The 15,051-nt window shown below is 61.7% G+C and carries 11 protein-coding genes; all 11 read right to left on the bottom strand.

The window, feature by feature from the left end; genetic code table 11:
- Positions 1 to 75 precede the first annotated feature (75 nt).
- The 11 genes from HY836_RS18415 to HY836_RS18365 all read right to left on the bottom strand — a co-directional run bounded on the left by HY836_RS18415 (position 76) and on the right by HY836_RS18365 (position 15,005).
- Positions 76 to 3,180 (bottom strand): DUF6701 domain-containing protein, encoded by a 3,105-nt coding sequence (locus tag HY836_RS18415; RefSeq protein WP_290679283.1) that lies wholly within the window; start codon positions 3,178 to 3,180, stop codon positions 76 to 78.
- A 186-nt stretch (positions 3,181 to 3,366) separates the two neighbouring features.
- Positions 3,367 to 3,795 (bottom strand): type II secretion system protein, encoded by a 429-nt coding sequence (locus HY836_RS18410; RefSeq protein WP_290679280.1) that lies wholly within the window; start codon positions 3,793 to 3,795, stop codon positions 3,367 to 3,369.
- A 70-nt stretch (positions 3,796 to 3,865) separates the two neighbouring features.
- Positions 3,866 to 4,282, bottom strand: a complete 417-nt coding sequence (locus HY836_RS18405; protein WP_290679276.1) for a type II secretion system protein — start codon at positions 4,280 to 4,282, stop codon at positions 3,866 to 3,868.
- Positions 4,283 to 4,412: 130 nt separating this feature from the next.
- Complete coding sequence (locus HY836_RS18400; RefSeq protein WP_290679273.1) at positions 4,413 to 4,829, bottom strand: type II secretion system protein; 417 nt, start codon at positions 4,827 to 4,829, stop codon at positions 4,413 to 4,415.
- Positions 4,830 to 5,070: 241 nt separating this feature from the next.
- Positions 5,071 to 6,306 carry a type II secretion system F family protein gene (locus HY836_RS18395; RefSeq protein WP_290679270.1) on the bottom strand — a complete coding sequence of 412 codons (1,236 nt, stop codon included), beginning with the start codon at positions 6,304 to 6,306 and terminating at the stop codon, positions 5,071 to 5,073.
- Positions 6,303 to 8,012, bottom strand: coding sequence for a GspE/PulE family protein (locus HY836_RS18390; RefSeq protein WP_290679267.1), 1,710 nt, complete (start codon positions 8,010 to 8,012; stop codon positions 6,303 to 6,305). The genes HY836_RS18395 and HY836_RS18390 overlap by 4 nt, the downstream gene beginning before the upstream one ends.
- A gap of 8 nt (positions 8,013 to 8,020) precedes the next feature.
- Positions 8,021 to 9,706, bottom strand: a complete 1,686-nt coding sequence (mshL, locus tag HY836_RS18385; protein ID WP_290679264.1) for a pilus (MSHA type) biogenesis protein MshL — start codon at positions 9,704 to 9,706, stop codon at positions 8,021 to 8,023.
- A complete protein-coding gene (locus HY836_RS18380; protein WP_290679261.1) occupies positions 9,703 to 10,230 on the bottom strand; it encodes a hypothetical protein in 528 nt (175 codons plus the stop codon). The genes mshL and HY836_RS18380 overlap by 4 nt, the downstream gene beginning before the upstream one ends.
- Positions 10,227 to 10,925, bottom strand: a complete 699-nt coding sequence (locus HY836_RS18375; protein ID WP_290679259.1) for a hypothetical protein — start codon at positions 10,923 to 10,925, stop codon at positions 10,227 to 10,229. Before HY836_RS18375 ends, HY836_RS18380 begins: the two co-directional genes overlap by 4 nt.
- On the bottom strand, positions 10,922 to 12,535 hold the full coding sequence (locus HY836_RS18370) for a hypothetical protein (RefSeq protein ID WP_290679256.1): 1,614 nt from the start codon (positions 12,533 to 12,535) through the stop codon (positions 10,922 to 10,924). Before HY836_RS18370 ends, HY836_RS18375 begins: the two co-directional genes overlap by 4 nt.
- Positions 12,536 to 12,656: 121 nt before the next feature.
- Entirely contained in the window at positions 12,657 to 15,005 is a 2,349-nt protein-coding gene (locus HY836_RS18365) for a DUF1631 family protein (protein ID WP_290679253.1), read from the bottom strand.
- Between the last annotated feature and the right edge of the window lie 46 nt (positions 15,006 to 15,051).

Genomic DNA, 15,051 nt, shown 5'->3' with positions numbered 1-15,051 from the left:
CTACTGTGAATTCTGTGATTTTTTCAACATGGTGAAAACCCAAAACAGAACGGGAATTGCCAAGCATTCGTGCACTCAGTACAACTCTCTTTGATACACAGTTCTCTTGCTTTCAGGCTGGTAGACGCCAAAGGTAGCTCGCGCGGAGGGGTCTCTGTCGTAAGTGGTCAAGCCAGCGCAACTGCCAGAGGTGCCGTTCTGGGCACGCAGCCAACTCAGCGCGGCGCCGGTGCTGGCCGGGTGGCTGCTCAGACAGGACTGGTCCGTAGCACTGCCCCCCAGATTAAATGCGAAATCCACACTGCCGGTCATGCCTCCAGTGGGCGCGCTGAGGTAGAGGGTGCCATTGCCGCCGGTGATGGTGACCGACGTGGGCGTTGTGCTCCATGACGAAGTGGCTGCGCCCTTGTTGTCCAGGTAGTTGCTACGGGCGACCGATGCGGAGGGAATGCTGGTGCAATTGTCCTGGCTGTTGATGACCCAGGCCTTGCCATTCCAGAATTGAACCTGCACGGGCACGGACAGGCTGGACTTTTCCGAACCAAAGGCATTAGAGATCCTGATGCGGCCACTACGCAGGCTCAATGAGCCCTCCGTCCCACTGCTGGACGAAACGGCGTCACTGTCTGCCGCACGAATGGTCACCGCCGTGGCTGATGTCAACTTGCTGCCAAACGTGAACACTGGCGACGCGCTCACCGTGCCCACACCTTGACTGAACTGGCTGGCAGAGAAACCCGTGCTGCCAAGCGTGCCGGACGACGCACCCGCCCCCACCGCCGAGAAAGAACCCGACTTGGCAAAATTGGGCGATGTGCTGCCCGTGCCATCGTAGTTGAGCGTGGTATTGCCCAAGGCATTGCGCGCGGTGACCTGGGCCGTGAATGGCTGCCCGCTGTAGGTGAAGCTGCCACAGGCCTGGGTCAGACTCACGTCAAAGTGATGCGGAACGAAAGGCCCGACGGCACCTGTGCTGCCCGTCGAGCCCGTTACGGCGGTACCGGAGCCCAGATAGCTGCCGCTCACCAGACTGGCAGACAGATCGCCCGTACCCACCTCGGTCCATTTCAGATCGGACAGGGTCACCACCCCATTGGTGAAGCCGCTCGAAGCCAATGCAGGCGAGCCGCTCGCACCCGTCGCCGTACCACTCAAGGTGCCCGCAACAGCCCCGGCACCCGTCGGCCTGTATTTGCTCCAGGCCACGCGCACGTAATCACTCACAGCTGGAGACTCCTTGCCAAAATTGGGTACCGCCGCACCGGCACTGTTCCTGGCCGTCAAGGTTGCAGAAAAAGCACTGCCCGCCACCGGCGCAGCGGTCACGCTACTGAATGCGAAGCTGGCCGGGCTGGCGATGAAGGTATCCGAGCCCGTCATGCTCAAGCCGGCATCTGTTCCCGAACCCGTGTAGCTGGCCGTCATCCCCATTTGGCCCACATCGGCGTACTGCACGGTGGTCGTGGCCACACCGTTGGCGTCGAAGCTCAGTGACACCGAACGCCCTGTCGCATCACAAGCCGCAGCCGTGCTGTTGCCGGTATTCAATGCGCTGCCACCCACACGAACCGGCCGCGTCCCCGAACCGGGATTGCTGTAGCTGCACTTGAAGGTCACGCTCTTGTTGACGCTGGCAAAAGCCGGGGTACAAGCCGTGGCGTTGTTGCTCGACTGCACAGCGCTGATCGTCACGGACTGCGAAACCTCTGAAAGATGATTCGGCACATCAAAGAACAAACCCGAACTGGCCAGGCTGATCGTGCAACTGCCGCCACTGGCTGGCGTGGATCCGTTCATCCCGCAATAGACTGAAGGCGAGCCGGATGGCGTAGCAGACAGGCCACTCAGCGTGGCCGTGGTGAGCGAGCCGACGGTGGTAGCGTGCACGGACACGGTGGCGCTCGACGAACCGTTGGGGATGCTGAAGGCCGCCCCTGAGGGATAGTTGACCGTCATGCCCGAGCCACTCACCGCCAGCGTGCCAGACAGCCCGGAGGTATAGGGAGTCGCGCATGTCGCATCAGCACAAGCCTGCACGGTATAGGTTCTGGGGGTGCATGTCAGACCATTGCTGGCCGATATGTTCACGTGGTGCAAGGGCACGGTCACCGTCATCGCACAGGCATTGCCGCTGGCCGCAGATACGCTGATGCCACAGAACACCTTGGGCGTATTGCTAGGCGTGGGTGACGTTGTCGGCAGACTCATGGTCGCCGTGCCGGCCGTGGTCGGCGTCACCGTGACATCCACATAATTGACAGGCCCGGCCGGTATGGTCCAGGCAGCCGTGTAGGTGGCTGACACGCCTGACACGGCGATCGTGCCACTGGCCCCCGTGACGTAAGGGGTCGCACAGGTGGCATCACCACAAGCCTTGATGCGCAAGGTGGTGGCCGCGTTGGCAGACACGCTGCTGGAGGCCGTGGTCAACTCCAGATGGTGAGGTGTAGCCAATCCATCGATGTAGCTGATGCTGTCGACATACCAATCCTGCGAGGTGTCCGCTGACAAAAAGCCGCAACCGCCGCAGTTGTAGAGCTTGAACTGCATGGAGGAGACCTTCACGCCGCTGTCAGGGGTGTACTGCACGTAGATGGGTGCCCAGGTGATGCTGTCCCCCAGCAGCCAGCCCAGCAGAAAGTTGAGCAAGGACGACAACCAGCTGGGGTCGTCCACATACATGCCGACACACTGGGCATTGCTGGACGACGTACAGTTCTTGAGGACCTTGGTGCTACCGTCCGTCAGCGTCAAGGTCAGGATCTGGGTGTTCTCGCTGTTGAATTGGGCGCGCCACATCAGGCCAACATAAGGCGTAGGGTTGGCAAAGTTGACCGTGACGGTGCTGGCGTTGCTCGTGGTGCCCGAGCTGATTTTCATCGCGTTCCCGGAAAAACCGCTCTCCGACACCGTGCCTGTGTAGCTGATCGAACCACCAGACTTCAGGAACTGCGACGCACCGGCCGCGCTGGCATAGGTCAAGCGGCTGGCCGTCTGCTCGCTCGCCAGCGTGCGCGTGCTGAAGTCGATGGTGTAGAGATTCGCGCCGGGGCTAGGTGGCGAATACACGCCGCTGGTATAGACGTAGTAGCCCGCCACAGCCTGGCCGATGAGCGCCAGCAAACACAGCAGCGACAACGCTGCTTTGAAGAAGCCGCTCAGCATCCGTTTGTTGGCCATGAAAGAACTCCGCAAAGATGACAATCAGTCTGGCGTTGATGTCAGCCCCTGTGTCTGAAAATGTCACTACGCCCAATTGTTTACATGTTGCAACAAGCGCGAAAGACACCGCCATACAAAGGCCGCAAAAGCAGAACTAATCCTGCTTTTGCGGCCTTCTTGAGGCTTTAAGCGTTGATCAGACCATCACAGCCCAGCCGAAATGCCCGTGAACGTGACCGTGGCCGTTGTGGTGCCATTGGTGGCCGACAGCGTGCAATCGCCCGTCACACCATCGGCGCCAGCCGCACCTGACCCCAGCGCCTGAGCCGTGATGCTGTAAGTGACATTGCCATTGGTTGGCAACACGCCACCCGCCAGCAGATTGGCGGCTTGAGAGCAGTTGGATACGGCGATGCACTTGTTGGCCGTGACCACGTGCCCTGTTGCCGAGCAACCCGCATAGTTGACCGACATCGCGCTGGACAGTTGCGCCGCCACGCCATCCGCCGATGCGGCGATGGCATCACCGCGCAAGTCCAGAAACTTGGGCAAGGCCGTCGCCGCCAGAATGCCCAGTATCACGATGACCACGATCAACTCGATCATGGTGAAGCCCGTCTGCTCACGCCTCATGAAACACACTCCCCAGATAGACCAAAGCCAGGACGAACCTGGCTTTGCATCACCGTCACATCGGTGAGGATCAGTTGCCCGCTGCCACGCCAGTGAAGGTCGAGTTGGCGGTGGTCGTGCCGTTGGTGGCCGTCAACGTACAGTTGGCGGTAGACCCGTTGGTGGTCGTCAGACTGGACGCGGCAACAGAGAAGGTGGTCGTGCCGTTGGTCGGGAAAGCGCCGCCAGTCAGCAAGGTCGCCGCCTGGCTGCAGTTGTTGATGGTGACGCACTTGTTGGCGGCCGCCACGTTGTTGTTGGCCTGGCAGCCGGCATAGTTGATCGCCATGGCGCTGCCTAACTGTCCGGCCATGCCGTCGCCGGCCGAGGCCACCGCATCGCTGCGCAAGTCCACAAACTTGGGCAAGGCCGTCGCCGCCAGAATGCCAAGAATCACGATGACCACGATCAATTCGATCATGGTGAAACCAGTCTGCCTGTTTTTCATGGTGTTCACCTCGAGCCTTAAAAAGTCAGTAAAAGATCGCGACAGGCCATCGTGGTGGAGCTTGCCGCAGCTTCAGTAGCGAACGCGAAGACCTGGCTGGCGACGCCAATCAGGCCCACACACTCACGCATCAGTTGCCTGCTGCCACGCCTGTGAAGGTCGCTGTGGCAGTGGTGGTACCGTTGGTGGCCGTCAGGGTGCAGTTGGCGGTCGAACCGTTGGTGGTTGTCAGGGATGCGGCCGCCACCGAGAAGGTGGTGGTACCGTTGGTCGGGAAGGCGCCGCCCGTCAGCAAGGTTGCGGCCTGGCTGCAGTTGTTGATGGTGACGCACTTGTTGGCGGCCGCCACGTTGTTGTTGGCCTGGCAACCGGCATAGTTGATCGACATGGCGCTACCCAGTTGGCCAGCCATGCCATTGCCAGCCGATGACACGGCATCGCTGCGCAGATCCACAAACTTGGGCAACGCCGTCGCCGCCAAAATGCCCAGAATGACAATGACCACAATCAGCTCGATCATGGTGAAGCCGGTTTGCGAGCGTTTCATACCTATTACCTCTTGCATGTTCACGTTGGCCCGGGTACCTGTCGTGCATCCCGGCTTGTAGATAAATGCACGTTTGTTCACTTTTCGACCCACCCCATTCAAACTTTAGGGTTGTTACAACCTGGTGTGGATCGCGCGGTTACCAGATGGTGGCCCAAACAGAAATCAAGCAAACATCCAATACACCCCTGAAGCGGAACTAGTTCTCACGTTTGGGGCTTTCGTGCACAAATGCACTGGCTCAATGCTTCATGGCCGCGCCACCCATGTTCCACATCGGCAGGAACACGCCCAGCGCCAGCACCAGCACCAACCCGCCCATGAAAACAATCAGGATGGGTTCGATCTGCTGAGACAGGGTCTTGAGCAGGTACTGCACGTCCTCGCTGTAGAGCTCCCCGACCTCATCGAGCAACTCATCGACCATGCCGGTCTCTTCGCCAATGGCGATCATCTGCAGCACCATGGGTGTGAACACGCCGGCACTTGCCGCGGAGTGCGCCAGTGACTCGCCACGCATGATGCGCTCTCGCATGGAGTCAATCTGCTGTGTGAGATAGGCGTTGTCGGCAGTCTGAGCCACGCCGATGAGGGCGCGCTCCAGGGGCACACCACTTCGCAAGGACAAGGCAAAGGCGCGCGTGAAACGGGCCAGCGAAGCCTTGGTCACGATGGGCCCCACGATGGGCATGCGAAGCAGGAAGCGATCCCACACCGGCTTGCCTTGTGGCGATTTGACCCACTTGCGCCAGACGAAAAAGGCCAGCACTGCGGCGATCAGGATCGACCACCCGTGTTCGATGGAAAACGCCGACGTGGCCATCAGGATCTTGGTAGGCACAGGCAGATCCGCGCCCAGCCCCTTGAACACACCGGAGAAGGCCGGAATCACCATGACGTTGATCACACCGATCGCGGCCGTCATGGCCATGATGACGAAGCTGGGGTAGCGCAGCGCAGACTTGACCTGCTGCTGCATGAACATCTCGAACTCCATATGCTGAGCCAGTCGCAGGAAGATCTCTTCCAGGCGACCTGAAGACTCGCCCACCTTGACCATGGCCACAAAAAAGCCGTCAAAGCATTTGGGATGCTGCGCCATGGCCGTGGACAAGTCCACCCCACCTTCCAGCGCGCGACGCAAGTCCTGCAGCACGACTTTCATCGTCGGGTTCTGCGTGGTTTCCTGCAAACCCGCCAGGGCCCGCAGAATGGGCACGCCGGCCTTGAACAGGGTGTAGAGCTGTTTGGCAAACAGCATCACATCCATCTGCGTGACCTTGGGCTGCATGAACTCCGGCATCTTCACAGGGGCACTGGCAGCGGCGGCCGCAGCGACCGGGCCATCCTGCTTGATGGTCAACGGCACCAGGCCCTTGGCCTGAATCTCGCTAGCAGCCGCCGAGGCAGAGGCTGCTTCCAGCGTGCCCTGGATGTTGCCATGCGGGCCTTTGGCGACATAACTGAAGCGACTCATTCATCAACCTCGGCACTGACGCGCATGGCCTCATCCACCGTGGTGCGACCCTCCACCACCAGCCGCGCAGCGTCACGACGCAGTGTATGGCGCCCCATGGCTTCTCGCGCAGCCTTGGAGAACACGCCTGGCTCGGGATGGTTGAGCGCATCAATCAAGCCCAGCGTCATCTCCAGAAACTCGTACACACCGGTTCGGCCTCTGAAACCGGAGTGGTTGCACTCGGGGCAGCCCTTGCCGAACTTGAAGGTGGCGTTGTCCGCGTCGTCACCCAACTGGCCACGCAACCAGACCAGCTCCTGCGGAGACGGCTCATGTGGTACGGCGCAAGCGCTACACAAGGTGCGCACCAGACGCTGCGCCACCACCAGTTGCAGCGACAGCGCCACCATCCAGCGCGGCACGCCCATGTCGATCAGACGCGCCGGCGTCGAAGCCGCATCGTTCGTGTGCAGCGTGGACAAGACCAGGTGGCCCGTCATGGCGGCACGCAAGCCGATTTCGGCCGTGGCCTTGTCGCGAATTTCACCCACCAGGATCACATCGGGATCCTGACGCAGGGCTGCGCGCAACACACGGTCGAAACCCAGGTCGATCTTCTCCATCACCTGCACCTGGTTGAGGCCGGGCAGGCGGTATTCCACGGGATCTTCTACCGTGATGATCTTGCGCTCGGTGCTGTTCAAGGCATTGAGCGCCCCATACAAGGTGGTGGTCTTGCCGCTACCGGTGGGCCCGGTAACCAGGATCATGCCGCTGGGCTTGTCGATGGCCTTGCGCAAGGCGGTGAGCATGCGCGGCGGCATCTTCATCTTTTCCAGATCGAGCATGCCGGTGCTCTGGCTGAGCAAACGCATCACCACGGATTCCCCGTATTGCGCCGGCATCGTCGAGATACGGATATCGACCGTGCCGTCTTTCAGGCGCACAGCAAAACGGCCGTCCTGAGGCAGGCGCTTCTCGGAGATGTCCAGACCGGACATCAGCTTGAGCCGCAAGGCCACGGCACTGGAGATCTTGGCGTCGGCTTCGGTCTGCACGTGCAGCACGCCGTCAATGCGAAAGCGGATGCGCAGCTGCTTTTCCTGCGGCTCGATGTGGATGTCGGATGCGCGTACACGCAAGGCCTGCTCGAACACCGAATACAGCAGGCGCACCACGGGGGCGTCTTCATTACTGGTCGAGTCCATGCCCAGCAGGTCACCCAGATCCGACTCGGCACCGGCCAGCTCACTGGTCAGCTCGCGCGCCAGGCCTTCGATTTCTTCGGTGCTGTGATAGACCCGGTCGAGCGCGGCGTGCAAGTGCGTCTCGGTGATCACGGCCAGATCGATGCTGCGTTTGAGCAGACGGCCAATTTCATCGAACGCGTAGATATCGGTCGGGTCAGCCATGCCGACCATCAAACCGCTTGGAGGGTCATCCAGCACGATGGCGTGCATGCGGCGGGCGTGGGCTTCTGGCAGCAACTGCGCCAACTCCGGGCGCAATGGGAAATGCGCCAGATCGATATAGGGGGCACGCAACTGGCGCGCCACCGCCTTGGCGATCTGCGCTTCCGTGATCCAGCCATGATCAACCAGCACCTCGCCCAGCTTGCGGCCGCTGCCGCGCTGTTCGCCCAGCGCCATCATCAGTTGCTCTTCGGTGACGAGTTTGTCCTGAACGAGCAGATCACCCAGCCTGAATTTTTGTGGGCGGGACATGGCTTACCTCAATTTCTGGCATCACTCAACAGGGGCGTCGCAGGCTCTGCCGCGGCAGCGCCCAGACCATCTTCACTGAGCACCGTCGGCTTGATCAGGATGACCAGTTCACGCTTGGTGCTGCTGTTGTTCTTGTAGCGAAACAGTCGCCCCACCACGGGCGCCTCACCCAGGCCAGGCACACCGGTCAGGCTATCGCTGCCAGAGTGCTGCATCAGGCCACCAATGGCCACGATCTGGCCATCACGCACACGCACCATGCTGTCGGTCTCATTGATGGAGATCGCCACACCGGGCACCTGATAGGTTCCAGAATCGCCCAACTTGAGCGACAAATCCTTGGTGGTGGCCACGCTGATGGCCGGGTGCACATGCAACATCACGGTACCGGAATCATCAATCTGTGGCGTCACATCCAGGGATATGCCACTGAAGTAGGTCTTGGTTGCTACTGTGGGCGAGTTCACGGTGGTGTTGTTGACCACGGTGACGTTGTTGGTGACAGATGTCACGAAAGTATCGTCACTACCGACCTTCAGCACGGCCTTCTGGTTGTTCATCGCCGCAATGCGCGGGCTGGAGAGCACCTGCACATTGCCCTGTGTCTCCAGGAAGGACAGCAAGGCCGCAAAGTTGGGCGTCTGCAGGGCCAGGCCATAAAAGCCCTTGCCTGTGGCACTGGAGGTGACCCCCGTACCGGGTGTCACGGTCACGTTGCCATTGGTCAATGAGGAGCCCAGTGTCACCCCCGGCACCATGCCGACCACACCCAGGCGCCCGCCATTGAACCCATCGCTGCGGAACAAGCCCCAGTTGATGCCACTCTCTGAAGACTTCGTCAATTGCACTTCGACGATCTTGGCTTCCAGCATGACCTGGCGCTCAATCGTGACCTGCACGGCCCGCAGGTACTCGGAAACCTGCCTCAGCTCTGCTGGTGTAGCGCGAACGAGGATCACGCCCGCACCGGGATTGATCGTCACGCTGCGGCCATCCTTGCTGCCAATAAGGGACACCAGCGAATCACTGACATCTTTCCAGAAATCTGTATCCGAGGTTGTGCGCACCGATGATGTCGCACTGGAACCGCCGTTGCCGCCACCGCTGCCACCACCACCGCTGGCCCCAGAGCCAGACGCGCTGGAAGAGCCCGAAGATGCTGCGCCTGAAGCGTTGCCGCCCCCCGTGTTGGCTGTCGCAGCGGAGGCGATGCTCAACTCCGAAGAACCCACGCGCCGCCCTGGCAGATAGTTGATGCGATACAGCCGCGTCTGGACGGCATTGGACGAAATGAAAACGCGGTTGCCTGTGATGCGATAGTCATAGCCATACATGTCGCGCAGGGTCTCCAGTGCTTCATGCATGGTTGTGTTCTTCAAGCTCAGGCTGAGGTTGCCCGTGACATCGGGCGGCACCAGGATGTTGTACTGGCTGCCGGCACCGAGCTGTGCAAATACCTGGGCAGCCGGTGCATTGCGCATGGCAATGTCAAAGCGGCCGTCCGCAGCCCGCGACGAGATCGCCCCAGCACCAGGTGGATTGGCATGCAGAACGGATTCAACCTGCCTCAGGCTCAGGCTCATGCTCATCCGGCCGACGGCCTGATCATCGACATCCGCAGCGTGCGAAAGACCCCATCCAGCCATGCTCAGACCGATCACCAGTGCTTTCTGGATTGTCTGCAAGGACTTCATTGCTTTTCCTTTCGTCCGCGCTTGGCGGCTCGGGCGGGCTTCGCCCTGCTCTGCTCGATCACATCAGGAAGCACCAACTTCCGCACACCATCTGGCCCATTGAGCTGGACCTCGCTGGAGGAGATGCCCAGCACCTTCATGCCATGCACGGTGTCACCCACGCGCACCAGCTCGTCACCAACCAGGGCCACGCCTTCGCCGGAGGCCCGGTCAATGCGAATCGAGGTCACGGCCCAGCGATCTGCCGACCCATCATTGGGGGACGATGTCGCGCCCGCCGAAGCCGAGGCACCAGATGCCGCCGGCATGGCGGCCAAGGCCGCAGCCGCAGGACCATCGCTCACGACGGACTTCAAGGCGCGCCCGGCGTTCTCGCCAGTCATCTTGAGCATCACGCCTGCAGGCGGCCTGGTTGGGTCCATCACGCCCTTGAGGTCGGGCTCGACGGCAGCGACCGCCAGGGACCACAAAGCCCCCACCAACGCCGCCAGGCCCATGAGGTGGACATGCACCAACTTGTTCATGGCGTGATCTCCAGGGCATCACGATCCGGACTGAAGGTGTGAACCTGCAGGGTCAAGGTCAGCTCACCCATGTCGTTGGTCTTGAGGATCATGCCGTCCCACAACAGCTTGCGTGGCAATGCTTCGACATTGCGCAACCAGGTCAGCACATCGATGAACCCGCCGGTGACGGCCAGCTCCATACTCTGGCGATACAACAAGGCGTTCGAGATCGCCACACCCGGCACAGGGGCGAACTTGACCTCTTCAGGCGGCAGGGTCCGCATGAGTGACAACTGCACACGGCCACTTTGAGACAACAAGCCTTCCAGCAGACCACGCATGTCCCGCGCGGGTACCAGCATCGCCTGCTGTTGCGCCAAAGCTTGTTTGCTGCGCTCGATGCGTTCTTTGATCTGCCTGATTTCCTGCAAGGCCTCCGCCTCTTTCAGGGTCATGTCCTGCTTGCGCTTCTGGACTTCTGCGATCAAGGCGTCACGCGCCATGAAGGCGGCCTTGTTGCGTTTGGCGGCCTGGTTGAACTGTTGGAAGGACGGCGTCACCAGTGCGGAGTCCAGCAAGAACCAGACAAACGCGACCAGCGCCACGATGATCAACCGGCGCTCGTTGACCAAGCGGGCATCGAACATTCGACGCCCTTGACGCCAGCGCGTCATGATCAGCGGCAACCATGAACGAAGCAAGGTGCTGTTCATTTCTTGGGTGCCTCCTTGTTCGATTCCGGAGGGATCTTGCCCACCGCGCGCAAAGCGGCTTCACGCGTGGTGGTGTCACCCTCGTCCTTGCGAACCCCTTTGAGCGTGAACTGCACCACGCCCGCCACCGTGTCTTGCCCGGCCAGCGCCGACATCTCCATCTGCGCAAAGCGGCGGCCCTTGAAGCGCTCCTCCAAGCCCAGGCGCTGCAGATAGGCTGGCATGGCCGCCACGTTATCGGTGCGGCCGCTCAGGATGATGTCGCGCCCGTCACCGTGCACGTTCAAACCCGTGATCCAGACAGAAGGGTGGGTCTGACGGCCCAAGGCCATCAGGTAGTCGGAGTAGCCCTGCGAAGCCCAGGCCATGCTGCCTTGCAAGGCATCCTGCACCTGGCGCTGCTGCGCATCCTTTTGCCTCAAGGACTCCAGCTCCTTGACGATCGGAGACGGGGGATTGGCCGCAGCCGTGATACGCAAAGTGTTGATCTCCTGCTCGATCTGGCCGGCTTGCAAGTTGTAGCCACCGGCGCCAGCGTGCAACCCTATGCCTGCAGCCGTACCCAGGGCCAGCACACCGCCAGCCAGGCGAACACCCAGCACCGCGCCCCAAGTCGGAGACTGACCCAACACGCTGTTGGGGTCGAGCAATTGCAGTTGCGGGCGATCCAGCAAGGCCGGATGCGCGCGCAGGGCGGCACCCAATACGCACAGCTCGCTGAAGGTGATGCCTTCGCTGAACGGCACGGCATCCCCGCCCAGCAACTCCAGATCAAACCAGGCCGACAAGCCCAGCGGCTGCAGCGGCACATAAATCAGCTCGGCGAGCATCTCCAGCGCGCCCGCGCCGCAACCCGGCGGCAAGGCCACCGTCATGCCCGAGAGCTGAACCTGGCTGTGCATGCGCTCGAAGGTGTCCACCGTGCGCAGGATTTCCAGAGAAGCACGACTCAACGCGGCCCCACGGACCTCTTCGTCACCGGTCACCGCAGACACGGTCACCTCGATGTGGCGGGCCATCAAGAGCTCGCCCTTGAAGGTGATGACCAGCATGCCGTGGCTGTCACCGAAGACCATCAACGCATGAGCCTTCTCACCGTCTTCTGCCAAAGCACAAACGTTGCGCAAGGCCGTCTCGGGCACATCCAGGGCCGTCCAGTTCAGGCCCAGATCATCGGCCGCCAGCTCAACCGTGGAGTAGTCAAGACGCGGCACCAGAAAGGTCATCACGGCGCTGCTGCTGCGCGAAGTAGCCTGAGGCACCTCCAGCACATCCAGCACGGCGTCTTCCACCGGGAAATCGACCTGCTCCTTGAGGTGCCAGCGCATGGCATCTCGCCAATCTTCGCGGGCCACATCGGGCGTGTCCGTGGCCAACATGCGGTAGTGCGCACGGTCCAGCACGCCCACCAACGCGCAACCCTTGAGTCGCTTGGCGCCCTGCAGCGTGCGCAGAGCGCTGTCCATGCCTTGCGCATCGTGTTGCCACATCCAGTCCACGCGTGGGCGGCCGTCGGCCGTGTACACCACTTGCGCGGCATGCACAGTCGATCCGTCCTGGATCACCGTGACCCACTGCGTACCTTCTGCTGACTGGCGACGAAAAAACATTCCGCACTCCGAGACTCTTACATCGGAATGCTGACAGAAGGGATTCCACGAGGTGGAAGGAATAGAAGCCAGTTCGTGTCGTAATTCTCGGAAGCGCAGCTCCGAGGGCGACAGGCCAGGCTCAGCTCAACAGGCGCGCAGGATCGGCGTCAAGCTTGGCCAACGCTTCACGCGTGGCACGGGTGGTCAAGGGCTCTTCTTCAACAGGCACGAGCAGCCCCGCCTGCAGGAAGGCCGCCAGGCGATGCAACTGGAACAGCACACCACGCCCGCTGGGCGACACAAACAGGATCAGTTGCTTTTGCAGGCCCAGCCAGGCCAGTTGAACCGATTCGGTCTGGTTGCGGTACTCCAGCTTGAACCAGGAGCCGACGTGCAGATCGCGCGCCCAGCCCAACATCGCTGGCGTCGGCATCGTGCCGCCTTCCGCCACGATCTCCAGGCTATCGCTCTCATGTCCAGACAAATCACGCAAGGTCTGCTCGTCGAGCTCAACCTCGCCGATGTCGGGCAACACGTCGTCCAGCGCCGCCAGGCGGTCGGTCACCGCCTTCAGGTGTGCGGCAGACAAGGCCGCCGATCTGGCAGAGAACGCCGCGGCCAGCGCCGCATTCAGGGACTGGATGTGCTCGTCCTGTTTGTCCACGGGCAAGCCGGACTGGGCCATCCCTTCACGCACGGCCTTGAGCAAGGGGGGCAGGCGCATGAGCACATCGGCTCGCTCTTCGCGAGATGTCTTGGCGCTGGCCGACCAGATCAGATCGGCCGCGGCCTTCTTGAGCGCACGGGTTTCATCGCTGGCCTGGCTGGTCAGCACCGCGCTGTGGCCCAGCACATCGGCCCAGACCTTGAAGAGGAACTCGCGCACGCCTTCGTGCACAGGCATGCCTTCCAGCATCTTGCGCAACTCGATGGTGTACTGGATGGCAAAGGTTTCGCGCTGCTCGACCTGCTGCGCCAGTGAGACGCCCTTGCGGCTGGCCTCGTTGTGCTCGCGGAAATAGCTTTCCAGGAAGCGCTCGAACTCGGTCAGCACCGTCTGGAACACGCGCCGGCCCGTATCCGGATAGGCCTCGACCACCTGCACGATGCGCTTGATCTCCTTGTGCAAGGCGTCGTCATGCTCTTGCGAGCCCGTGACGAAACCCATCACACAGGCACCCATGCGGTCGATCAGCACCCGCGCGGGATGGCTGGTGGTCGCAAAGAAATCGGGCTCACTGACCGCCACGCGCAACACCGGCATCTGCAAACGGGCAAACCAAACGCGAATGGTGGCGGGCAGACGCTCTTCCTGCAAGATGGACTGGAACAACAAGGCGACGATTTCAATCGTGGCGCGCTCGACGGGTGTAGACGCCGCCTGCTTCAAGGCCTGCTTGCTGTGCTGCAACTCCTGCAGTGCGGCGGCCGGCGAGGTCAGCACGCCGCCCACCTGACCATCGGCATGGCTTCGAACCGCTTGCCCCACAGATTGAATGGCTTGCCCCAAGCCCGGGCTGAGCGCCACAGGCGCCTGCACCGGAGCGGTCGGCGCAAACCCAGGCACCTGACGTGCCACGATCTGATTGAGCTTGCTCAGCACCACCTGTGGCTGTGCGGCGGCACGCATACCCGGCGTCTGGGTCAACATCTGGGTTTCGTCATAGGCGCGCCCAAGCGGCTGCAGCCCGCTGTTGCCATTGGGATCCAGGCGTAAGCCTGCCCCGCCCCCTGCCCCAGCAGCAGAGATGCCGCTCATGGGGCCGCCCAGACCGCCAGGCATGGTCACCCTGGCTTGCCCCGCCACACCGCTATCCCGGCTGCGCCTGATGAAGGGCCGAAGATCGATCTCCGGCCTCACACCATGGTCCAGCAGGACACGGTTGGCATGGTGATACGCCTCCTGCGCCCAATGCGACACCTCGTTCTGGAGCACCGTCTGCAAGGTGGCCCAGTGTGCGATCGTCATGCCCGACGTCAGCCACCCCTCCAGCACGCATTTGGCCATCCAGGCAGGCCCCAGCACATCGACCTGGCTACTGCTGGTGTCCACCTGGCCACCTACAGCTTGCAGGCGGGCGTTGAGGTCGGTGTATTCCTGGCCGGTCAGATCCGACACGGCCTGAGACAAGCGGGATGCCGTCAGCTCGCGGTCCATGTCGCAGTCATCCACCAGGCTCAGGGGGATGTCGACTTTCAGCGAGCCGGCATCGGGCGCTCGGGCGCTGACCGTGCGGCCTGTGCGCAATTCGCGCAAAGCATCATGAATGCGCTTGTCGATGTCACCCTGCCATGCCGAGATGGCGCGAGGCAGATCCAGGACCAGATCCTGGCGGCGCAACCTCAATGCAGGCTCCGCCGACTGACTGGCCAGCACCTTGGCGCCCTCAAGAGAGCCCAGCACCAAAGCACCAACGCCTTTGGCCAGGGACTCCAGAAAGCAGACGCGAGCTGTCAGGGCCAGCGCGCGGTGTGAACCAACAGTCATGTGATTGGCAGCCGTTCAGCCGACCGGGTTACTTCGCCATCCCCGG

The organism is Aquabacterium sp., assembly GCF_016234775.1.
Taxonomy (GTDB): domain Bacteria; phylum Pseudomonadota; class Gammaproteobacteria; order Burkholderiales; family Burkholderiaceae_C; genus Aquabacterium.
Note: the sequence above shows the minus strand (reverse complement) of the source record. Positions and strands in the feature narration are given on the sequence as shown.